The organism is Pseudidiomarina piscicola (genome assembly GCF_902806985.1).
Classification (GTDB): Bacteria; Pseudomonadota; Gammaproteobacteria; order Enterobacterales; family Alteromonadaceae; genus Pseudidiomarina; species Pseudidiomarina piscicola.
The window spans coordinates 135,173-156,633 of record NZ_CADCXY010000002.1; the positions used below are offsets into that span (position 1 = coordinate 135,173).

General features: G+C 51.4%; 24 protein-coding genes. 12 read left to right on the forward strand and 12 right to left on the reverse strand.

All coding sequences use genetic code 11. The features are described 5' to 3' along the window. Positions 1 to 18: 18 nt before the first annotated feature. Positions 19 to 234: a DUF2909 domain-containing protein gene (locus PSI9734_RS05435; protein WP_173920112.1), complete on the reverse strand. Its 216-nt coding sequence runs from the start codon at positions 232 to 234 to the stop codon at positions 19 to 21. Positions 235 to 261: 27 nt separating this feature from the next. On the opposite strand from PSI9734_RS05435, the gene PSI9734_RS05440 reads away from it, so the two are divergent. Genes PSI9734_RS05440 through PSI9734_RS05460 form a run of 5 tightly spaced genes read left to right on the forward strand, consistent with a single transcriptional unit; the run spans position 262 to position 4,097 of the window. After that, positions 262 to 981 carry an SURF1 family protein gene (locus tag PSI9734_RS05440; protein WP_173920113.1) on the forward strand — a complete coding sequence of 240 codons (720 nt, stop codon included), beginning with the start codon at positions 262 to 264 and terminating at the stop codon, positions 979 to 981. A 2-nt stretch (positions 982 to 983) separates the two neighbouring features. Then, positions 984 to 1,529, forward strand: coding sequence for a hypothetical protein (locus tag PSI9734_RS05445; protein WP_173920114.1), 546 nt, complete (start codon positions 984 to 986; stop codon positions 1,527 to 1,529). Positions 1,530 to 1,532: 3 nt separating this feature from the next. Next, the gene (locus tag PSI9734_RS05450; protein ID WP_173920115.1) at positions 1,533 to 2,516 is read left to right on the forward strand and encodes a COX15/CtaA family protein; all 984 of its coding nucleotides are present in this window, start codon (positions 1,533 to 1,535) and stop codon (positions 2,514 to 2,516) included. Positions 2,517 to 2,551: 35 nt separating this feature from the next. Next, positions 2,552 to 3,448, forward strand: coding sequence for a heme o synthase (gene cyoE / locus PSI9734_RS05455; RefSeq protein WP_173920116.1), 897 nt, complete (start codon positions 2,552 to 2,554; stop codon positions 3,446 to 3,448). A gap of 25 nt (positions 3,449 to 3,473) precedes the next feature. After that, positions 3,474 to 4,097 carry an SCO family protein gene (locus PSI9734_RS05460; protein WP_173920117.1) on the forward strand — a complete coding sequence of 208 codons (624 nt, stop codon included), beginning with the start codon at positions 3,474 to 3,476 and terminating at the stop codon, positions 4,095 to 4,097. Between the two features lie 3 nt (positions 4,098 to 4,100). Here PSI9734_RS05460 and PSI9734_RS05465 read toward each other — a convergent pair whose 3' ends face one another. Next, positions 4,101 to 5,192 (reverse strand): polysaccharide deacetylase family protein, encoded by a 1,092-nt coding sequence (locus PSI9734_RS05465; RefSeq protein ID WP_173920118.1) that lies wholly within the window; start codon positions 5,190 to 5,192, stop codon positions 4,101 to 4,103. Between PSI9734_RS05465 and PSI9734_RS05470 the strand changes: the two genes are divergently transcribed. Further along, the gene (locus PSI9734_RS05470) at positions 5,158 to 6,567 is read left to right on the forward strand and encodes an MATE family efflux transporter (RefSeq protein WP_173920119.1); all 1,410 of its coding nucleotides are present in this window, start codon (positions 5,158 to 5,160) and stop codon (positions 6,565 to 6,567) included. The genes PSI9734_RS05465 and PSI9734_RS05470 overlap by 35 nt on opposite strands. On the opposite strand, the gene PSI9734_RS05475 is transcribed toward PSI9734_RS05470, so the two are convergent. Further along, the gene (locus PSI9734_RS05475) at positions 6,531 to 7,925 is read right to left on the reverse strand and encodes a DUF4397 domain-containing protein (protein WP_173920120.1); all 1,395 of its coding nucleotides are present in this window, start codon (positions 7,923 to 7,925) and stop codon (positions 6,531 to 6,533) included. The two genes, PSI9734_RS05470 and PSI9734_RS05475, sit on opposite strands and share 37 nt — an antisense overlap. 101 nt (positions 7,926 to 8,026) lie before the next feature. Continuing rightward, positions 8,027 to 8,605, reverse strand: coding sequence for a Fe-S biogenesis protein NfuA (gene nfuA, locus PSI9734_RS05480; protein ID WP_173920121.1), 579 nt, complete (start codon positions 8,603 to 8,605; stop codon positions 8,027 to 8,029). A 144-nt stretch (positions 8,606 to 8,749) separates the two neighbouring features. On the opposite strand from nfuA, the gene PSI9734_RS05485 reads away from it, so the two are divergent. Continuing rightward, complete coding sequence (locus PSI9734_RS05485) at positions 8,750 to 11,365, forward strand: M14 family zinc carboxypeptidase (protein ID WP_173920122.1); 2,616 nt, start codon at positions 8,750 to 8,752, stop codon at positions 11,363 to 11,365. Here PSI9734_RS05485 and PSI9734_RS05490 read toward each other — a convergent pair. Continuing rightward, positions 11,362 to 12,060: a ComF family protein gene (locus PSI9734_RS05490; RefSeq protein ID WP_173920123.1), complete on the reverse strand. Its 699-nt coding sequence runs from the start codon at positions 12,058 to 12,060 to the stop codon at positions 11,362 to 11,364. The two genes, PSI9734_RS05485 and PSI9734_RS05490, sit on opposite strands and share 4 nt — an antisense overlap. 32 nt (positions 12,061 to 12,092) lie before the next feature. Here PSI9734_RS05490 and bioH point away from each other — a divergent pair, with 32 nt between their 5' ends. Next, the gene (gene bioH, locus PSI9734_RS05495; RefSeq protein WP_173920124.1) at positions 12,093 to 12,875 is read left to right on the forward strand and encodes a pimeloyl-ACP methyl ester esterase BioH; all 783 of its coding nucleotides are present in this window, start codon (positions 12,093 to 12,095) and stop codon (positions 12,873 to 12,875) included. A gap of 8 nt (positions 12,876 to 12,883) precedes the next feature. Here the strand turns inward: bioH and mutM are convergent, their stop codons facing one another. Further along, positions 12,884 to 13,699 (reverse strand): bifunctional DNA-formamidopyrimidine glycosylase/DNA-(apurinic or apyrimidinic site) lyase, encoded by an 816-nt coding sequence (mutM, locus tag PSI9734_RS05500; protein ID WP_173920125.1) that lies wholly within the window; start codon positions 13,697 to 13,699, stop codon positions 12,884 to 12,886. Positions 13,700 to 13,790: 91 nt separating this feature from the next. Here mutM and PSI9734_RS05505 point away from each other — a divergent pair, with 91 nt between their 5' ends. Then, the gene (locus tag PSI9734_RS05505) at positions 13,791 to 14,447 is read left to right on the forward strand and encodes a 2OG-Fe(II) oxygenase (protein ID WP_173920126.1); all 657 of its coding nucleotides are present in this window, start codon (positions 13,791 to 13,793) and stop codon (positions 14,445 to 14,447) included. Between the two features lie 71 nt (positions 14,448 to 14,518). Here PSI9734_RS05505 and rpmG read toward each other — a convergent pair whose 3' ends face one another. The 3 genes from rpmG to radC all read right to left on the reverse strand — a co-directional run bounded on the left by rpmG (position 14,519) and on the right by radC (position 15,760). Further along, on the reverse strand, positions 14,519 to 14,674 hold the full coding sequence (rpmG, locus tag PSI9734_RS05510; RefSeq protein WP_173920127.1) for a 50S ribosomal protein L33: 156 nt from the start codon (positions 14,672 to 14,674) through the stop codon (positions 14,519 to 14,521). An 11-nt stretch (positions 14,675 to 14,685) separates the two neighbouring features. Continuing rightward, complete coding sequence (gene rpmB, locus PSI9734_RS05515; protein WP_173920128.1) at positions 14,686 to 14,922, reverse strand: 50S ribosomal protein L28; 237 nt, start codon at positions 14,920 to 14,922, stop codon at positions 14,686 to 14,688. Positions 14,923 to 15,082: 160 nt separating this feature from the next. Then, complete coding sequence (radC, locus tag PSI9734_RS05520; RefSeq protein WP_173920129.1) at positions 15,083 to 15,760, reverse strand: RadC family protein; 678 nt, start codon at positions 15,758 to 15,760, stop codon at positions 15,083 to 15,085. Between the two features lie 174 nt (positions 15,761 to 15,934). On the opposite strand from radC, the gene coaBC reads away from it, so the two are divergent. Together coaBC and slmA are read left to right on the forward strand one after the other, a co-directional pair. Further along, the gene (gene coaBC, locus PSI9734_RS05525; RefSeq protein WP_173920130.1) at positions 15,935 to 17,194 is read left to right on the forward strand and encodes a bifunctional phosphopantothenoylcysteine decarboxylase/phosphopantothenate--cysteine ligase CoaBC; all 1,260 of its coding nucleotides are present in this window, start codon (positions 15,935 to 15,937) and stop codon (positions 17,192 to 17,194) included. Further along, entirely contained in the window at positions 17,184 to 17,768 is a 585-nt protein-coding gene (slmA, locus tag PSI9734_RS05530; protein WP_173920131.1) for a nucleoid occlusion factor SlmA, read from the forward strand. Before coaBC ends, slmA begins: the two co-directional genes overlap by 11 nt. On the opposite strand, the gene gpsA is transcribed toward slmA, so the two are convergent. The 3 genes from gpsA to PSI9734_RS05545 are packed head-to-tail and all read right to left on the reverse strand — an operon-like array spanning position 17,760 to position 19,749. After that, positions 17,760 to 18,761, reverse strand: a complete 1,002-nt coding sequence (gpsA, locus tag PSI9734_RS05535; RefSeq protein WP_173920132.1) for an NAD(P)H-dependent glycerol-3-phosphate dehydrogenase — start codon at positions 18,759 to 18,761, stop codon at positions 17,760 to 17,762. The genes slmA and gpsA overlap by 9 nt on opposite strands. Before the next feature lie 20 nt (positions 18,762 to 18,781). Beyond that, entirely contained in the window at positions 18,782 to 19,285 is a 504-nt protein-coding gene (gene secB / locus PSI9734_RS05540; protein ID WP_173920133.1) for a protein-export chaperone SecB, read from the reverse strand. A 35-nt stretch (positions 19,286 to 19,320) separates the two neighbouring features. After that, positions 19,321 to 19,749, reverse strand: a complete 429-nt coding sequence (locus PSI9734_RS05545; protein ID WP_173920134.1) for a rhodanese-like domain-containing protein — start codon at positions 19,747 to 19,749, stop codon at positions 19,321 to 19,323. 174 nt (positions 19,750 to 19,923) lie between these two features. Here PSI9734_RS05545 and gpmI point away from each other — a divergent pair, with 174 nt between their 5' ends. Further along, on the forward strand, positions 19,924 to 21,459 hold the full coding sequence (gpmI, locus tag PSI9734_RS05550) for a 2,3-bisphosphoglycerate-independent phosphoglycerate mutase (RefSeq protein ID WP_173920135.1): 1,536 nt from the start codon (positions 19,924 to 19,926) through the stop codon (positions 21,457 to 21,459). Positions 21,460 to 21,461 lie beyond the last annotated feature (2 nt).

Consider the following 21,461-nt stretch of genomic DNA (forward strand, 5'->3'; position numbering starts at 1 on the left):
CGACCTGCTGAGTTTACCTCAGTAAGGTCGCGGATTAGGATCTAAAACGCCCGTTGCCATCAGCACTACGATAATCACAATAGCAAGTATCGATGCGCCAACACGGCGACCAAGGAAACGAGTCATGGATGGTTGGGTCGGATCATCCCGTAGCATTGCTAATAATGCGCGCATAAGGTTAAAGACCATAAATAACATGAGTAGTACCAAGATGACTTTTGCAGTAATAATCATTCTAAAATCCTGTTTTGGTATCGGCTGATGCGCGCAGGCACCACGTTCGCAACGCTTATCACTGTGCTGGCAATTGGCTTTCTGGTCAAGCTTGGATTTTGGCAGCTCGACCGCGCCGCTGAAAAACAGCAATTGTTTGACGATTTTGCCGCCGCACAGAGCGCTCTGAACCAAGCTCAGTTTCCCCCCTTACCCGACCAACCTAAGGCAAGTACACGTTATAGCCCTGTGCAACTGAGTGGCCGTTTTGCCGAAGACTACTTGCTACTGGATAATAAAATTTACCAAGGTAAAGTGGGGTATCAAGTGATCGGGCTGCTCACCAGCGAAGATCGTCAGCAGTTAATACCGGTAAACCTTGGTTGGGTTCCGCTGGGCGCTAGTCGTCAGCAATTACCCGAACTCGAACTACCTACTGGCACAGTGCAGGTCAGCGGCTGGCTTTATCATCCAGCTCAGGATGCCTTTACCTTGGCGGACCAAATTATTGAACCAGGGCCTTCGCCATGGCGGGTACAACAGCTCGATTTCAAGGCAATTGGCGATGCGCTAGAGCTTCCCATCGCTGACTATCTAGTGCTACTCTCAGAGGCAGAAGATTATGGCTGGCCGCGCCATTGGCAGCCGCAAGTGATGAAGCCAGAGAAGCACCAAGCTTACGCGTTACAGTGGTTCTCGCTAGCTATTGCCGCGTTCGTCATATTTATATTAGCTCGTCGTTCCATAACGAAAACAAAAAAGGAATGAGCATGACCTCAGTTAAGAAATCTCGCGCGACGCTCATCGGTGTCGTGTTAGCCTTCGCCCTACCAGTGATCGGGGCAAAATTTGTGCTTGACCAAAGCTGGTACCAAGGCGCTGCGACGAACAAAGGAACCATGTTGATGCCGCCTATCAAGCTCAACGAAGCCCTGCAGGCACAGCTGCCTGAAGGTTGGCGCGTTGCTTTGGTGGCCGATGAAGCGTGCGGCGCAAAATGCGAGCAAGGCCTCTATGCCATGAATCAATTAGACGTTGCCTTAGGGAAAGAAAGTGACCGTGTTAAGCCGCTGGTGTTCAGTCGCAACGAACTTTCATTTGACCTAAACCAAACCCCACTGGTGACATCGATCGTTAACCCCGCGTTCGCTGATGCGCTGAGTGACCTGCCCCCCTATCGACTGTTTATTATCGACCCCATGGGCAACGTAATGCTGCACTACGAAACCTTTGGCGATGAAGAAGCCATGCGTGCCGAGGCAAAAAATTTGCTCTCAGACCTGCGCACTTTGCTTAAACTTTCACGGATTGGGTGATCTATGCGTGCGCTGGTTAATTTTAGTATTGTTTTAGCGTTGGTGGTGATTGTTCTCGGTGCTTACACCAGGCTTACTGATGCAGGGCTTGGCTGCCCAGACTGGCCGGGCTGTTACGGCCACTTAAGCGTGCCCATGGATGCCGATAAAGCCGCCGCAGCACAGGCGCGTTTCCCCGACGCACCGCTTGAACACAACAAAGCATGGAACGAGATGGTGCACCGCTATGCGGCCGGCACCCTAGGGCTTTTTATTCTGTTTATTGCCATCAGCGCCATTGCGCGGGTACGTAAACATGCAGAAACACCAGTCAAACTGCCTTTATTATTGTTGGCACTGGTTATTTTCCAAGCCGCTTTGGGCATGTGGACCGTCACCTTGAACCTACAGCCACTCATTGTCATGGGCCACTTACTCGGCGGCTTTACGACATTATCACTACTGTACCTATTAAGGTTACGTCTAAAACGAATTCATTTGCCCATGGGCGATGCAAAAGTAAGACGACTATCAGGTTTTGCCATGTTTGCGTTATTGGTTGTGGTTGCGCAAATTGCTCTAGGTGGTTGGGTGGCGGCAAACTATGCCGCTATGGCCTGTACTGAGCTGCCCATTTGCGAAGCCGACTGGCAAAGCCAGCTCGATATTGCCGGAGCCTTCTCGGTTCCTGAAGCCGTGACCTACCAATATGGTGCGCATGACTACGCAGAACGCATGACCATGCACGTTGCGCACCGTATAGGCGCAGTCATTACGCTTATCGTGGTCGGGCTGTTGCTGATACGTGGCTACCGTTTAGCGCAATCATCGGTCATTCGTAGTAGCCTTGGCTGGGTGAGCTTAGCACTCGTTGTGCAATTGCTTTTAGGGCTTAGTAACGTAGTGCTGATGTTGCCATTAAGCGTTGCAGTGGCCCACAACTTGGTCGGCGCATTGTTACTGCTTAGTTTGGTAAGTCTGAATTATAAACTCGTACGCCACGCTTAAATTCTAAAAAAGGCGACGAAAAGGAAGTAAATGGTATGACAGAGATGACGTATAAAAGGCACGCCCATTGGCGTGATTACCTTGAACTAACCAAGCCTAGAGTAGTGTTATTACTGCTACTGACCGCATTGGTGGGAATGTGTTTAGCCAGTCCAACTTGGGTTGGCTGGGCGGTGGTAACCCCAGCGATGGTCGGTATCGGACTAATGTCAGGCTCCGCCGCAGCCGTGAACCACTTAGTGGATCGTCACATTGATGCGCAAATGGCGCGTACCTTGCGTCGCCCACTACCTTCAGGGGTGTTATCGCCACGCCACGTGATTAGCTTTGCCACGATCATAGGTGCGTTAGGGTTCGCCGTATTGGCGATCTGGGTGAATATGCTCACCGCATGGTTAACCCTTCTCAGTTTGGTTGGCTACGCCATCATCTACACCATGTACTTAAAGCGCGCCACCCCGCAAAACATTGTGATTGGTGGTCTTGCAGGCGCCGCGCCACCATTGTTAGGCTGGACTGCCGTCACCAACGAAATTCATCCCTTTGCGATTCTGCTGGTGATGATCGTGTTTACCTGGACGCCGCCACATTTTTGGGCCCTCGCGGTACATCGTGCGAAAGACTATGCCAAAGCAAATATTCCGATGCTGCCGGTGACACACGGCATCGAGTTCACCAAAACCTGCATTTTGTTGTACACCATTTTGCTGGCAATTATTTGTCTGCTGCCCTATATCGTTGGCATGTCGGGGGTTATCTACTTGGTCGGCTCGAGCATACTTAGCATCTGGTTTTTGGTTTATGCTTGGAAGCTTAAGTTTGCGCCTTCGAAACATACGGCCTATAGCATGTTCACCTTTTCAATTTGGCAATTAATGCTATTGTTTGTGTTGCTGCTTGTGGATCACTACGTCGTCACCCCGGCGTTTTAATGCAATCAAAAGGACCTTAACTTCCATGCAAAAACTTCTCGTCAGTGTCGTTGCTATTGTCGCGTTGCTTGCTGGCGTGGTTATTTTTAATAGCCTGCCACAGCCGCAACCACAGGCATTAGTTTATGAACCGCCACGCGAAATGGAACCCTTTATGCTTAAGGGGCACAACGGTGGTGATGTCACTAATGCCGACTTGACTGGTCAGTGGACATTCCTCTTCACCGGCTACACTTCCTGTCCAGACATCTGCCCCACCACCATGGCCGACTTTAAGAAGATTTTACCGCAACTAGCTTCGGTAACCAGTCAGCCCGTGAAAGTGTGGCTGGTAAGTGTTGATCCCAAGCGAGACACGCAACAGAAATTGGCCGCCTACACGACCTATTTTGGTAAAGAGTTTCTTGGCGTTCGGGCCGAGCACAAAAACCTTTACCCGTTCGTTAATGGCTTAGGGCTGATGTATTCGATACCAGCTGAGGGCGAAGTAGACTACCTGGTGAATCACAGTTCAGCGATTGTACTAGTGAACCCTGATGGCAACCGTCAGGCCATTTTCAAAGCCAAGCAAACACCGGGCCAGGTGCCAACCGTTGATATGCAACAAATGGCCGAAGACTTTCAAATTATTAGCCAGCAATATCGCTAACCCTTAATCCGGCCAGCGCCCCTGCTCATTGGGGCGCACCAACGGCACCGAATACCAATAGAAACGCCCCTGAGCCGATTGGCTTGCCACCGTACAATTTACTCGTGAGCGGCCTAAAGGCGGCTTTTCTAAAGTTAACGATAGCTGCCAGCCCTGCCCTTGGGAAGCACCCGCTGCTTGCTTCGTGGGGTTTATCTGCTGACCTTGATAAAAGCAGTTCAAGCCGTCGATGCTAAAGTCGTCTATGTCGCGCACACTCAATTCCACGGCGACCTCATCGCTACCCTTTTCGAGCACCATTGAGGCAGGCTCCACGGTTCGTGCAGGTAACGGCAGGCTTAACAGTTTGGTCTTCAACGTGGTTAGGTTTGCATAATGCCCAGACGCTGGGAAACGAGGTATTGCGGCACGTGGTGTGGTCGCTCCCCAAGGGCCTGAATGTTGGCCGAATGCGATAAAGCCGAGTTGTTCGAGTAGTGCGGCTAATTGCGGATTAAATTCGCCATACGGATAGGCAAAGTGCTGTGGCTGTTCACCATCAAGCGCAGAATCAAGAGCAGCCTGCGCCGCCAAAACGTCCTTCTTTTGACGTTCTAGCCATTGGCTTTTCGACTCTCCCGCCTGTTGCCAGGTCATGTGCGTATGGGTGCTTGAGTGGTTCGCAACTGAGGCCCCATAGTCAGCCAATTCACTCAACTGCTGCCAGCTCAAATAGAGATGCGGCGACTCTGCCATCAGCTCTGGGTTCACAAACACAGTGAAGGGCAAATTGAACTGCTTAAAAACCTGCAGGCCATTGTCATAAAGGTTGCGCCAGCCATCATCAAAGGTAATAGCAACGGTTTTATCCGGTACCGGTTCACCACTGGTGATCAGCTTTTGCGCCTGACTTAGCGAGATAACGTTAAAGTCGTTTTCAACCAAAAAACCAAAGTGCTGCGCTAACTCCGCCGCTGTAACTGAGGTCACCCGCGGTGTATCATCTCCCACATGGTGGTATTGCAGCACCACCACGCCATGCTCTGCGGCATGGGATGTAGAGATGCCTAAAGGGATACAGATGAGCCAAACCACGCCAAGCAAAAACGAACGCACTCTTCACCTCCATAGGTTTTGGGGCTCTTGGCCAGCACACCGAAAAATTTTTGCCATCGCTTTACCGATGATCATTTCCAATATTGCTGCGCCTTTATTGGGCCTTGTTGATACCGCCATCATAGGTCATCTACCCGATGCAATCTACCTAAGTGCCGTTGCCCTAGGCGCAATGGTAGTGAGTTTTATCTTTTTATTAGCTATTTTCTTGCGTATGACCACCACCGGTGAAATCGCCCGCGCTTTTGGTCGCGAAAACCTCGCCGAACAACGGCAAGTTAGTTTACATGCACTAACGTTTGCCTTGGCTCTTGGTGCGACCTTGATTGTCCTAACGCCGGTTTTATTGGAACTGGCATGGTGGCTCATTGCCCCGAGCGACGAGCTTAAAGGCTTCGCTAGTCACTATATCGAAATACGCATGTGGGCTGCACCCGCAGCGCTCATCAACTTAGTGGTATTAGGCGTACTACTCGGTCGACAACAGAGTCGCCACGCGATGCTCTTAGTTATTTTTACCAATGCCATTAACGTCACCGCCGACGTCATTCTAATTCTCGGCCTCGACATGAACGTTGCCGGAGCCGCTTGGGCATCGGTTGCTGCGGAAGTTAGCACCGCAGTATTAGGCCTATGGATGATCCGAAAGCTGCTTCACTTCAAGCAGTCGTGGCAGCTTCAGCGTCATTATTTTCAACGGTTTCTCGGTATGAATCGTGATGTGTTTTTGCGATCGTTGATATTGCAGCTGTGTATGGCAACAATGACCGGTTACGCGGCACGTTTTGGTGATATCTATGTCGCCGTGAACGCCGTTTTGATGCAATTTTTGATGCTGATATCTCTCGGCCTCGACGGTATCGCCTACGCTGTTGAAGCCCTCGTTGGGGCAGCCATTGGTCGTGGCAAACGAGCCGAGGTGAGCTACTGGCTACGATTGACCCTCCTCTGGTCGTGCGTGTTTGCACTCAGCTATAGCTCGGTATTTTGGCTCGCAGGCGATCAGGTGATTACCCTACTTACCGACTTACCTGAGGTCATTAGCACCGCCCAGCGCTACCTGCCATGGATTTACGTACTTCCCTTGCTTGGTCACTGGAGTTACTACTTTGATGGCGTGTTTATTGGCCTTGGCTATACACGTGCCATGCGCGACACCATGGCAGCAAGTGCATTGTTGGTTTTTGCACCACTTTGGTGCATTGCAGCCTTTGGCTTCAGTAAAGAAAATGCCAACCACGGACTGTGGTTGGCATTAAGTGGTTTTCTGTTAGCGCGCGGGGTAAGCCAGTGGCTTTATTTACGCTTGTTCGCAAAACCGCACACCAGTAGCACCCATTATTCAACTAGCAAATCGTCGAGTAGCAGTAGTTGAGGCGGTAAGCCGCCACCGGTTGCATCGACCGCAGCTGCAGTGTAAATACCACCGCCTTCTAGGCTCAAACTGATTGGGCCAATGGCAGCTGTGGTGGTGCCGGTCGCAGTAACCGTGACCACGTAGTCGCCAGGCAGCAACGATACATAGCCTGTTGAAACAAGCGCTTCAGCATTAAAAGGGATATCGGCAAAGGCTGGCGTTGCGTTACTAAGATCATCGGTTGTGGTTACATAAATATCAACATTTCCAGCACTTGGTGACGCATGCACCAGTTGAATTTGCGCTTCTGTTGCAACGCGACGCTGCATGTCAGTAACCGCAGCTAAGGTTAACGAGCTGTCACCTAACGCGCCCACCGCATAAACGCTAAGTTGATCGTTGGTCATGAGACTCAAAGGCACATCATCTAACACCACCGGTGTACCGCCCGCAGCCGCTACATCAATTTGGTAGTCTGCAGCTGGCAAGTTGATAAAACCTGTCGCTTGGAGAAATTCTAGGCCAGCAATTGCAGGTTCGGCGGCATTATTAACTGTCACATCAACCGCTGGCGCATCGGCACTCGCATGAACCACGCGAATTTCCGCACCCGCAGCAACGTCAGGAACTAACACCGCGGTCTCACCGTCTGCGACTTGTAGCATCACGGGCGAAGCTCCAGTCATGGTGTTCGTCACCGCAGCGACGACTAGATCAGCACCGTCGGCGAACTCTAACGTGCCACTGTCGTAAACAACCGTTGCAGGCTCACCAGCGACGGTAATTCGCACTTGGTAGTCACCCGCTGGCACTTCTACTTGGCCGGAATTATCGGTAAAAGACAACGTTGTTACCGCCGATTCAACGCTAAGGTCTGCGCCCGGTGCTGTTACATAGATATCGACCGGTGGTGCGTCTGGCGCTGCGTGCACGACTTCAACGCGAGCATTGCCTTCGGTCACTGCACTGAAGTCGTTGGCAAAAATCAGCGGCGCTATTGATCCGTCACCGACTTTTCCCACCGCGAACACTTCATAGCGCATATCGCCTGACAGCTCTACATCTGCAGGACCGATAACGGTAGCGGTGTTGGCATCAGGCAAAATACCATCGACTTGAATACTGTAGGTCGCCGCCGAAAGCTCGATGACGCCCGATGACGCACCAAAAGGAACGCCTTCGAGGGCTGCGTCACCATCGAGTAAGACATTAACATCTGGAGCATCCGCGACACTGTGGTGGATGCGAACATAAGTCGAAGCCGGAGGCGGTGGAGGTGGCTCAATAACAACCGCTTGGTCATCGTTATCGCTGCCGCACGCGGCTAGCATTAACACGGCTAGAGCAGGTATACTTAGTTTAGTGATCCCATTCATGGTTTGTTCCTCGTTGTGATATAGGCAAATACCATTACGTAGGAGCAAAATGCTTGGGATCACTTTCCCACTGTCAAGCAGTTACGAACCGCTCGGGTTCATTAGTAGTAGGAGTGTTCACCGTGTTGGTGTTCAGTCACGTCTTTCACGCCTTTGAGCTCAGCTGGAAAACGTTCTAACAATTGCTTTTCGATGCCTTCTTTAAGCGTTACATCAACCATACTACAACCGTTACAACCACCACCGAACTGCAAAATAGCAAAGCCGTCTTCGGTAATTTGATTAATCGCCACATGACCGCCATGACTTGCCAGCTGCGGGTTAATTTCAGCTTGGATCAGGTATTCAACCCGTTCAATTAACGGGGCGTCATCATCGACCTTACGCGCTTTAGCATTAGGAGCTTTTAACGTGAGCTGTGAGCCTAGCTCTTGCTCTTCAAAGTCGATAACCGCGTCTTGTAAAAAAGGTGCGCTACCAGAGTCGACCACCGCATCAAAACCAGAGAATGGTAGTGTTTCATCATCAGGCTCTACGGAGTCTGGTGGGCAATACGATACACCACACTCTGCGGACGGGGTCCCCGGGTTCACCACAAACACGCGGACATTAGTGTTATCCGGTTGCTCGGCAAGTAATTTGCGAAAATGCGCTTGCGCGCTTTCTGTAATACGAATCATGGGGTTACCACCTCACTGCTATACTTGAGTGTTTTACTAGGGTATATCTTATCGCAAAAAACGGTCATTGCATAGTAAGCAGCTTGGGGTTAATTCTTTATTTTGCTAGCTTAGGCTGATGTTTCATTGGCTTAGGAAGTTGTTATGCGTTATCTAAAGTTTCTCGCTCTAGCGCTGCTCGTAATGAGCACGAGCGCAATAAGCGCCACCTTGAAAGACTACCTCCCGCAAGACGTAACCTATGACCCTAGTATTCCCACGCCGCAAGAAGTGTTGGGTTACGAAGTTGGCGAATGGCATGTGCGCCACGACCAACTGGTGCGTTACATGGAGATTTTAGCGGCGAAAAGTGATCGCTTTCAACTCGAGTACACCGGTCGCACACACGAAAAACGCCCGTTGCTACTACTTACCGTAACCACGCCAGAGAATCATCAAAATATTGATGCTTTACGTGATGCACACCTTGCGGTTGCCGACCCAACGCGTGACGGCGACCCTGAGACAGCACCCTTAGTTCTTTACATGGGGTACAGTATTCACGGTGACGAGCCAAGCGGCAGTAATTCATCGCTACTTTATGCGTATTACTTAGCAGCGGCTCAAGGCGAAAAAATTGAAGCGGTATTGCGCGATACCATTATTTTGCTCGACCCTAGCTTTAACCCAGACGGTCTTGCACGCTTTGCACAATGGGCGAATCAACACCGCAGCCAAAACCTGGTGGCAGATCCACAGCACCGCGAACACGTTCAAGGCACCCCGCGAGGCCGCGTTAATCACTATTGGTTTGACTTAAACCGTGACTGGTTATTACTTCAACACCCTGAGTCACGGGCGCGTATCGTTAATTTCCAAAAGTGGAAGCCTAATGTGCTGACCGACTTTCATGAAATGGGTACCGACAGCACATTCTTTTTCCAACCGGGCATTCCTAGCCGTCGTAACCCAAATACGCCCGAAGAAAACGTAACGCTCACCGCCAAATTGGCTGAGGGACACGCGGCAGCACTTGACGAGCAAGGCCGCTTGTATTTCACCGAAGAAGCCTTTGATGACTTTTATATCGGTAAAGGCTCAACTTACCCTGACGTGCAAGGCGCTATCGGTATTTTGTTTGAACAAGCTTCGAGTCGCGGTCATGCACAAGACTCGATTAATGGCTTAGTGGAGTTCCCATTCACGATTCAAAACCAATTTACCACTTCGCTTACCACTATGTACGGTGCGCACGAGAACAAAGCCGCGTTCTTGGACTACCAGCAGCGGTTCTTCAAACGTGGTTTAGAACTCGCCGACGACGCTGATTTCCGCGGCTACCTGTTCGGTGATGACACCGATCCAGGTCGTGTCGAAGGCTTGCTGGAACTGCTTTCGCAACACCAAGTTCAGGTGTATCCGTTAACTCGCGAAGTTGAAGAGAACGGCGTAACTTTCAAACCAGGAAGCAGCTACTTTGTTCCTCTCGAGCAGCCACAGTATCGCTTAATTCGTGCGATGTTTAGCACCCAGCAGAACTTCCGCGATAACACCTTCTATGATGTTTCCGGTTGGACCTTGCCACTGGCTTTCAACCTCAAGTTCGCTCGCACCGACTCGCGTATACGTCACAGCGATTCACCATGGCAAGCAGCTGAAGCAGCTTCCAGCGCAGCCATGACGGCTGATGCCTATGCTTACGGTTTCGATTGGCATAACTATTTTGCCCCGCGCGCTTTACAAGAGTTACTCGAAGCAGGTGTTCACGTACGCCAAGCCGGTCAAGACTTTACAGCTAAAGTAACCGAAGGCCAGCATAGCTTTGACGCTGGCGCCGTGATCATTACGCGAGCGTACCAAGAGCAACCATGGGCCGAGGTACAACAGACAGTCAAAGACATCACCGCACGCAATGGGCTCAAAGTGCACAGTATTAGCACTGGCCTTACCCCCGCAGGTATGGACCTTGGCAGTCGGAACCTTCGTCCAGTTGAGCCTGTTAACGTAATGATGCTGGTTGGTGATGGCGCCAACATGTATGAAAACGGTGAAGCTTGGTATTACCTTGACCGTCACGTGGGTATCCCGGTATCGATGATTGACACCCATCGCTTGGGTCGCGTTGACCTTAGCCGTTATACGCATATTGTTATGGTGGATGGTAGCTACCGCACCCTCGATGAAAATAGCGCCAAGCGTTTACAAGGTTGGGTACGCCAAGGCGGCGTGATCATTGGCCAACGGGGTGGTGCAAAATGGCTCGCCGGGAACGACATTTTGGCGGCCGACTTTGTTGAGAGCGAAGCCTTCGATGAAAAATTCGATAGCTCTGAACTAAGCTACGCTGATCGCGATAGCTACTATGGTAAGCGCCGAGTCGCTGGGGCGATTTTTGGTGTTGACCTTGACCTCAGTCATCCTCTTACCTTCGGCTTCCCGCGGGAACAGCTACCGGTATTCAAGAATAGTCTTAACGCCATGCAGGTTCCTGAGTCACCCTTTATTACCGTGGCTCGTTATCAAGAAGAGCCATTGTTAAGCGGTTACGCCGCTAAACAAAACCGCGAAGTTCTCGCTAATCAAGCAGCCATTGTCGCGCACCGTTACGGCGGTGGTCGGGTCATTGGTTTCGCTGATGACGTGAACTTCCGTGCGTTCTTCTGGGGCAGCGCCAAACTCTTGAGTAATGCCATTTTCATGGCGCCAGCCATCAACGCCTTCGCCTCCAATGACGAAGACGCCGCAGCGGCTGCCGCCGATGCGGAAGAGGCTGCTCACTAAAGTTGTCCCGCTCGATGCGGTTCGGTGTAACACAAGGCCCATACATCAACCGCTTTTGCTCCCCGCCGTTGCAGTGCTGCAGCGGCGGCGGTCACTGAAGCCCCCGTTGTTAATACATCATCAACCACCGCAATGGTTAAGCCTTTGACCGAGCGTGTGCAGTGCAACGCATGGGCCATTGCCTGCCAGCGTTGCGTGCGTGAGAGTTGATGTTGCTGGCCCTCGTCATTCAGCCGCCGTAACAACCCCGCTGCAAACGGCAATTGCAACAGTTGCGCCAATTCAGTAGCTAACAATGCGGCTTGGTTGTAGCCACGCTTGCGCCAACGAACTCTGCTCATAGGCATCGCCACGATTAAGTCGGGCCAACATTGACGATGCTGTTGATAACAGGCATAAACGTGCGCCGCTAGCAGCGGTGCAAGTACACTCGCCAATTCAGGACAGCGGCGGAATTTGAAATCACGCACCAAGCGTTGGCTATCACACTGCCAAGCCAACGCCGCAAACCAGTAACGACCATAGCCGTCAGCTTGCGGTGGGCCGCGCCAACGCAGTGAATTTGGTGGTAGTCGGGGTAAGTCAGCAAAGCAAGAGCGGCACAGGCCCTGCTGTTCACAGCTAAGTAACCCTTGCTTGCAAAGCCAGCAGCAACCCGCTGGCAGCTTGGCAAGAAGTGTCTGCAGGGGTACCATACGCTCCTCCATAAGCGACAATTGGAAGAGTAATGGTAACCAAGGTTTGTTCAGACGTCAGTGGTACTGGAGCGGATATTGTTGTACTCCACGGCTGGGGGTTAAATAGCATGATCTGGACCCCAATCAAAGCGCAGTTAGCAGAACTTGGTCGTTTAACGCAGCTGGATTTGCCCGGTTATGGTGAGTCGCCATGGCCTAGTGATAGCCCAGTAACCTTTGCAACGCTATGCGAGCTTACCCGCGCGGCGTTACCGGCGCGCTGTCACCTTGTCGGTTGGTCGCTGGGCGGCTTAGTCGCCACGCAGCTCGCCTTAGACGAACCGCAGCGTATTCAAACGTTAACCACGGTTGCCTCGTCACCTTACTTCCCGGCGGAGCCGCCCCACTGGCCGGGTATCCAGCCGTCGGTGCTTAACCAATTTGGCAGGCAGCTCAGTAAAGACTTCCGTCGTACCGTTGAACGTTTCCTCGCGTTGCAGTCAATGGGTAGCCCACACGCCAAGCAGGATGTGAAAGCTATAAAAGAATGGTTGTTTAGTAAACCCATGGCCAGTGTTGAAGTACTAGATGCAGGGCTTGATATGCTAGCGCAAGTGGACTTGCGCAGCCAACTGCAGCAACTCACGATGCCTTATTTACGGATCTACGGCCGACTCGACGCATTGGTACCGAGCAGCGTGGTAGAACCTATCGATCGACTCGCCCCAACCAGTGAAGCTTACGTGGCTCCGCATTGCAGCCATGCACCTTTTATTAGCGACCCTGACGGCTTCATGGAAGTTTGGCGCGCGTTCTTTCAGCGCCATGCGTAGGCTTAAGTTTAGCGTTGGCACTTTTTGCAATACACGGTGCTACGCTGACCTAAACGAATTTCGGTCAATTGCGTTTTGCAGACCATACACTGTTTGCCACCCCGCCCATACACGTTCAAGTGTTGCTTAAAGTAGCCCGGTTGGCCGTCGGCTTGGGCAAAATCTTGCAGTGTCGTGCCGCCTTGTGCGATCGCGGCAGCTAAGGTTTCTTTAATAATAGGCACTAATTGCTGGTAGCGCTTCAAACTGACTCGTTGAGCGGCACGTTTAGGGTGAATGCCCGCTTTAAATAATGCTTCATTGGCATAGATATTACCTACCCCAACCACCACATGATTGTCCATCAAAAAGGTTTTAATCGCCTGTGTTTTACCTTTCGCGCGGGTGTGTAGATAAGGCGCGGTAAATTCCTCGGTGAGCGGCTCAGGACCTAGATCTTTCAATAACGGGTGATTCTCGCCAGGATGCTCGGCACTGAATAACACACACCCAAAGCGGCGTGGGTCATTAAAACGCAGGCACTGGCCATTCGCTAGCTGCAAATCGAAGTGATCGTGTTTAACCACAAGGCTTTCGCTTGGCACCACTCGCAAGGTACCAGACATTCCCAAGTGAAGAATGAGGAAGCCTTTGGTGGTATGCACAATCAAATACTTTGCCCGCCGCTCTACCTGGCGAATCAATGCTCCAGATAACGCTTCTACCGCCGCCGGAATCGGCCAACGTAAACGCCGATCACGCACCACTGCTGCAGCAATCGTCTGCCCTTCAAGGTGTGGAGCAATACCCAAGCGGCTTACTTCAACTTCCGGTAGTTCAGGCATCTTCGATCTCTTCTTTTATCTTGTTTTTAGGTAGGGTGTCCACTATATTGCCGGGCGCCTCTCAAGGAAACCACTTAGTGATGATTTGCCTATGCTAACCGAATCGATAGAGTTCTCTACTACCGCGCTCGCAGCCGATGCGAGAGTGCTTGAGCAGTTGGCAACCGATGGTTACGTTATTGTACCTAACTTTATGTCCAGCGAACATTGCCAAAGGCTATATAGCTACAGCCTAGGGTTAGGCCCTCATCAATGGCAACAGGCCGGTATTGGGCGTGCTGATAGCTACACCACGAACTCGGCGGTCAGGCAAGACAAAATACGCTGGTTAAGTTCCGAGTACCTGCTAGAGCAGCGCTACTTACAACTAATGGAACGACTTCGATTGGCGCTCAATGGTGCCCTTTTTATGGGCTTATTCGATTATGAGTGCCACCTCGCACACTACCCGCCGGGTGCATTTTATCGCAAACATCTAGACGCGTTTAAAGGCCGCAGTAATCGGCTACTTAGCACGGTGCTTTATCTCAATGACGATTGGCAACCGCAAGACGGTGGCGAATTGGTGATCTACGGTGAGCATGGACAAGTACTAGAAACGATCTTGCCACAAGCTGGCACATTGGTGGTGTTTTTAAGTGACGAGTTTATTCACGAAGTCAAAGCCGGACGGCGTGATCGTTATAGCATTACCGGCTGGTACCGTTTGAATACCAGCATCGGTGGCGTCGTCGACCCTACCTTGTAGTCATTTTGCGATAGCTACAAAAAAACCGACACGAGGCCGGTTTTTTAGCGTTCATTTCGATAACTCGAAACTTACTTAATTTTCGCTTCTTTGAACATTACGTGCTTACGTACCACTGGATCGAATTTTTTAATTTCCATCTTTTCTGGCATGTTACGCTTGTTCTTGTCGGTAGTGTAGAAGAAACCTGTACCGGCAGAAGATACTAAACGAATCTTATCGCGCATAGCTTAATTCCTTACACTTTTTCGCCACGTGCGCGCAGATCCGCGAGCACAGAGTCGATACCGTTTTTATCAATAATACGCATACCTTTAGTGGTAATACGCAGCTTAACCCAACGCTTTTCTGATTCTACCCAGAAGCGGTGTGATTGTAGGTTTGGCAGGAAACGACGCTTGGTCGCATTGCGCGCGTGTGAACGGTTATTACCGGTAACCGGACGCTTTCCTGTAACTTGACATACTCGTGACATCGTTTATTTACTCCAAAATTTGCTTCAAGCTCGCCTGTCGCCCATCGCGGCCTTGCCTTGATTCCGAGGGCGCATTTTATACAGTAATCCGGCTCAGTAATCAAGTGATCGACGCATTTTTTTGATCTTTTCTGATCGTCTTGATGGTGGCGCTACTTTACTACAATAGCCCGCGCTCGGCAAACGAAACTGGCTCTCCGCTACCAATCACAAAGTGATCCAGTAAGGCGACATCGATCATCATAAGGGCTTTTTGCAGCCGTTCTGTGACGCGCTGATCAGCCTGGCTAGGTTCTGCCACACCTGAGGGGTGGTTATGAGCTAAGATCACCGCTGCTGCATTATGCTGCATCACCAACTTTATAATTTCGCGGGGGTACACTGGGGCGGCATTAATGGTGCCGTGAAACAACTCAACGTATTTAAGCAATCGGTGTTGGCTATCCAGTAACAACACTACGAACACTTCACGCTGCTGATGACGCAACTGCGCCGTTAAATAATCGCGGACCATTGACGGTTGGGTAAAGCCCTCGTCGCGCCGTAACTGCCAAGCGAGGTAACGTCGTGAGATCTCCATCACAACTTGCAGTTGCATCACTCGAGCGGGCCCCAAACCAGGTTGTGCTAACAATTCCGCGCTAGGCGCCGCCAACATGCCGCCAATACCGTCAAAGGCATGCAGTAGTTCTCGCGCATAGGTGACCACATCTTTGCCACGTACGCCAGTTCCTAAAAGAATCGCCAATAACTCAGCGTCGCTTAATGCGTTAACGCCCATTTCGGCCATTTTCTCGCGTGGCCGCTCTTGGCTTGGCCATGTCTTAAGTGTACTCATGGATCCTCCTTGACCCAGTTACTTGTGTTAGCGCTACCATAACAGGCTTTGCCTAGGCCGATCGTGCCAGTGGCAACCATCGGCCGTGAGTATGTGTCGTCATTTACATGTTTAAAGTTCCGTAAAGACGCTCTGTCATGCTAACCTATTAAACCTAGAAGGTGAGGACTTACTATGACGGAAACCCCTATACAATCGTTATCTGGACGCCATGTATTGGTAGCCATCAGTGGCGGTATTGCGGCTTATAAAAGCCCCGATCTCGTGCGTCGCCTACGTGATGTGGGCGCTGTTGTGCGGGTCGTTATGACCAAAGGCGCACATGCTTTTATTACTCCGCTGACGTTACAAGCAGTGTCAGGCCATCCGGTACACGATGATCTTCTCGACCCTGCAGCAGAAGCAGCGATGGGCCATATTGAGCTGGCCAAGTGGGCCGATGTTATTTTGGTCGCACCAGCAAGCGCTAATACGTTAGCTCGTTTAGCCCATGGCTTTGCCGATGATTTATTGAGTACCTTATGCCTTGCGACCACCGCTCCGGTCATGTTGGCCCCGGCGATGAATCAGCAAATGTGGTCGGCAAGCACGGTACAAGCGAATTTACGACAACTGGAGACGCTTGGCTTCCACTTGATTGAGCCAGCCAGTGGGGCACAAGCCTGCGGCGATATCGGTACCGGCCGCATGCCAGAACCTGTGGCGCTGCGCGATGCGGTGGTTGAGCTACTGGCACCGGCAACGGGCGCTTTCAGCGGCCAGCAGGTGGTAATCACAGCCGGCCCGACCCGCGAGCCAATTGATCCGGTTCGCTACCTAAGCAATCACAGCTCAGGAAAAATGGGGTATGCCCTGGCGCGTCAGGCACAACGGCTTGGTGCGCAGGTAACGCTGATTACTGGTCCCACCCAACTCACTGCACCAAATGGGGTTAAAGTAGTCGCCGTCGAGAGCGCGATGGAGATGCTGGAAGCGGTTGAGCAGGAGGTGAACACCGCAGGTATTTTTATTGCCTGCGCCGCAGTCGCCGACTACCGACTCGCCCAGGTTGAATCGCAGAAAATAAAGAAGGGTGACGAAAACATGCAACTGCAATTGGTTCGCAATCCGGATATTTTGGCGACCATTGCGAGCCGCGAGCAGCCCCCGTTATGTGTTGGTTTTGCCGCAGAAACGCAAAACCTTGCCAGCTACGCAGAAGACAAATTAACCCGCAAAAAACTGGCGCTGATCGCAGCCAACGATGTCAGCGATCGCCGTATCGGCTTTAATAGTGACGAGAATGCTATGACCTTGTTTTGGCATAACACTCAAGGTGAGCTGCAACAACTGCCACTTGAGCGCGCCAGTAAAGATCAAATTGCCGCCGCAATTTTGCACCAACTAACAGCGTTACCAGAATGGAAAAAGAGAGACGCAAACCATGACAGATAAGAAACCCAACCGTAAAGAACAAATACTTGGTACGTTAGCGGCGATGCTCGAAACCAGCCCTGGACAACGTATTACCACGAAAAGTTTGGCCGCAGAAATAGGCGTGTCGGAAGCGGCGCTTTACCGTCACTTTCCGTCTAAAGCAAAAATGTTTGAAGGGCTTATCGAATTTACCGAAGAGGCAGTCCTCACTCGCATTAATCAAGTAATGAACGTCGAGAAGGATACCCTAGTGCGCTGCGAAATGATGTTGCGCGTGGTACTTACATTCGTTGAACGAAACCCGGGTATTACCCGAATTTTAACCGGTGATGCACTGATGGGTGAGCACGAGCGTTTGCGCTCGCGGGTCCAGAATCTGTTTGCCAAAATCGAGTCGAATCTGAAGCAAGCCTTACGTGAACGGCGTTTACGCGAAAACGTGCAAACCCGCCTCGATGAGTCGGTGCTGGCGAATTTACTGATGGCCTATGCGGATGGGAAAATTGCGCAATTTGTACGGTCTGAATTCAAACATCAACCAACCCACGAATTTGATGCGCAATGGCAAACCATTGCACACCAATTACTCTGACGTTCGCGCACGACTCAGCAGGTTGATTGCAGCCTGCTGAGGTGTTGTGTCACCGTACAGAACATCGTAAATTTGCTCGCAAATTGGCATCTCTACATGGTGGCGTCGCGCCAACATCACCACTTCTTTGGTGTTACGGTAGCCTTCAATGGCTTGTCCAATGTCCGTCATCGCTTGCTCGACCGACTTACCCTGCCCCAACGCTAAACCAAAGCGCCGATTACGCGACTGATTGTCGGTACAGGTCAGTATTAAGTCGCCCAATCCAGCCATGCCGGTGAAGGTTTCTGATTTCGCGCCAAGCTCTAAACCAAGTCGCGTCAGCTCAGCCAGCCCACGCGTGATGAGCGCTGTTCGGGCGTTCGCACCAAAGCCAATACCATCAGCCATACCGGCCCCGATGGCAATGACATTTTTCACCACGCCACCAAGTTGCACGCCAATAAAGTCATCGTTGGTGTACACGCGGAAGCTGCGGTCGCAATGCAGAAGTTCAGACAACTCATGCACAAAGGCTGTCTCTGTCGACGACATCGAGATCGCCGTTGGCAGCCCCTTTGCCATCTCCATCGCAAACGTAGGCCCAGAAAGCACCGCAAGTGCGTGCTCACCGCCAAGGATCTCCTCGGCCACCTCAAATAGTAAACGTCCAGTGTCAGGCTCTAACCCTTTGGTGGCCCACGCCACTCGAGCTTCGGTACTGAGCGACGGTTTCATATCGTGCAGCACTTGTGCAAAACCACTACTGGGAACAACCACGACAATGTTGCGGGCGTCGGAAACGGCTTCAGCAAGGTCGCTGGTCAGTGTCAGAGAGTCAGGAAGGGGAACACCAGGCAAATAGCGCTTGTTTTCACGCTGCTTGGCCATTTCGCTAATCTGCTGCGCATCGCGGCCCCATAAGCATACAGGGTTACCTTTGCGCGCAAAACAAAGTGCTAGGGCAGTTCCATAAGAACCGGCACCTAGCACTGTGACTTGTGTATTACGCATTAGTGGGCGTTATACCTAGCTTATGCGTCAGCTTGCTGTTCAGCTTGCTGCTGTTGCTGCTGCATGTGTTGTGCAAACACTGCATCAAAGTTAACCGGCGCCAAGTTCAATTGTGGGAAAGTAGCACGGCTTACCAAGCTTGACATGCACTCACGTGCATATGGGAACAAGATGTTCGGGCAGAATGCACCAAGTAATTGCGCACGTTGTGCTTCTTCGATTGAATCTGCAACGGTGAAAATACCTGCTTGATGAACTTCTGCTAAGAACGCAACATCGTCGCCAACTTTGTTGGTCGCAGTGATCTTCAACACCACTTCATAAGTGTTGTCTTCTAATTTTGTATTCTTAACGTTCAGGTCCAAGTTCAACTCAGGCTTCCATTCTTTACGGAAGATTTCTGGTGAATTTGGCGCTTCGAAAGAGACGTCTTTGGTGTATATACGTTGAATCGCGAATGCTTGTTCTTGTTGATCTTGCGCTTCGCCTTGAGCGGCGCCGTTTACTTGCTGTTCATCAGCCATGGTCATACTTCCTATTAACTATTTGATTTTGCGAATTATTTATTGACGAGCGGAAAACTTGCGCCCTGCCAGGCAGAAATTCCACCTTGTAATAAGGCAACGTTTTCATAGCCCGCTTTGGTCAATTGTTGTGCCATTGATTTTGCGGTCATTCCGGTTGCACATACCACCACGATGGGGGCAGATTTATATTTCTCAAGTGCAGCGGTATCATTTTTTCGGATCCGCTCAGCGGGCAAATTGATTGCACCATGGATGTGTCCTTTGCGGAATTCGTCGATTGAACGCGTATCCACAAACACCCCATCGTTTCTGTTCACCAGCAAGGTCGCTTGTTGGGGCGACAGTGCTTTGACTTTCGAGGTCGCCGCTTGTGCATAAGTTACGATAATCGCGATGAGCAGCACCACCCATAAAATACTCATTAAATAGTGGTCGGCTGCAAAGGCTAGGATTTGCTCCATGATTGCTCACTTCTCCTGCTGAAAAAATCAAGCATCAGAGTATACCTGCTGAAATGTCAGATACCAGTAAAATTTGGGGCTGATTCGACCGACAGCGGGTGCGTTGCGACGTAAAATCGCATAAACTGTTGAGTCATTAATCACGACTCATAGTAAACAACTTGAGGATGCGAAATGGCAAAGCCACACACTCCCTTAGCGCTACTGATTCTCGATGGCTGGGGTCATCGCGAGGCCACCGACGATAACGCGATTGCAGCCGCGCACACCCCTAACATGGATGCATTGTGGCGCCAGTGCCCACGCACTCTTGTCGACGGCTCGGGTATGGCAGTCGGCCTACCCGACGGGCAAATGGGCAACTCTGAAGTCGGTCACGTCAATCTCGGCGCCGGGCGAGTCGTTTATCAAGACTTCACGCGGGTCAGTAAAGCGGTACAAGACGGCGATTTCTTTACCAATACCGCGCTCACCGAAGCAGTCGATGCAGCCAACGCGAACCACGGTGCGGTGCACATCATGGGGCTATTATCGCCGGGTGGCGTGCATAGTCATGAAGACCACTTGCTTGCCATGGTAGAGCTTGCGGCGCAACGTGGTGCGCAACAAATTTATGTGCACGGCTTTCTCGATGGGCGGGACACGCCACCGCGCTCCGCCAAACCTAGTATCGAACGCTTCGAACAGCTTTTCAGTCGGCTTGGCGTTGGTCGCTTTGCGAGCCTGTGTGGCCGCTACTACGCAATGGATCGCGACAAGCGCTGGGACCGTATTGAGCAAGCATGGCAAGTACTTGTGGATGGTGAAGCAGCACACTACGCCGATAGCGCCGGAACGGCTCTTGCCAATGCATACGAGCGTGGTGAAAACGACGAGTTCGTGAAGCCAACCCGCATTGCCGATGCCGCACCAATGCACGATGGCGATAGTGTCATTTTCATGAACTTTCGCGCCGATCGCGCCCGCCAGTTGAGCCATGCCTTTGTAACCGAAGGCTTCGACGGCTTCAGCGCTGCACGGCGGCCACAGCTCTCACGCTTCGTTTCACTTACCGAGTATGCGAAAGATATCCACAGCACCGTGGCCTTCCCGGCGGTGTCTCTGAATAATGTGCTAGGAGAGTGGCTAGCACAACACAATTATACCCAAATGCGTATTTCAGAAACCGAAAAATACGCCCATGTCACCTTTTTCTTTAGCGGCGGTCGCGAACAAGAGTTTGACGGGGAGACACGTGTCTTAGTGCCCTCTCCTCAGGTAGCAACCTATGACTTACAACCGGAAATGAGCAGTAAAGAGCTTACCGATAAACTTGTTGCAGCCATTAAAGGGGGCGAGCAAGACGTGATCGTCTGTAATTACCCTAATGGTGATATGGTCGGTCATACGGGTGATTTTGCCGCCGCTGTCAAAGCCATCGAAGCGGTTGATCAGTGCATTGGACGTGTCGTCGCGGCACTTCGCGAAGTCGGTGGTGAATGCTTAATCACGGCGGATCATGGTAATGCTGAGCAGATGCAGGATCATGCCACCGGGCAATCACACACGGCCCATACCAGTGAGCTGGTTCCCTTTATTTACGTTGGCCGCAAGGCAACCGCTCGCGATGGTGGTATTCTATCCGATATTGCGCCAACCATGTTGCATTTGCTTGGCCTTGAGCAGCCGCCAGAAATGACCGGTAAAACCATTATGCAACTCGAACAGTGATT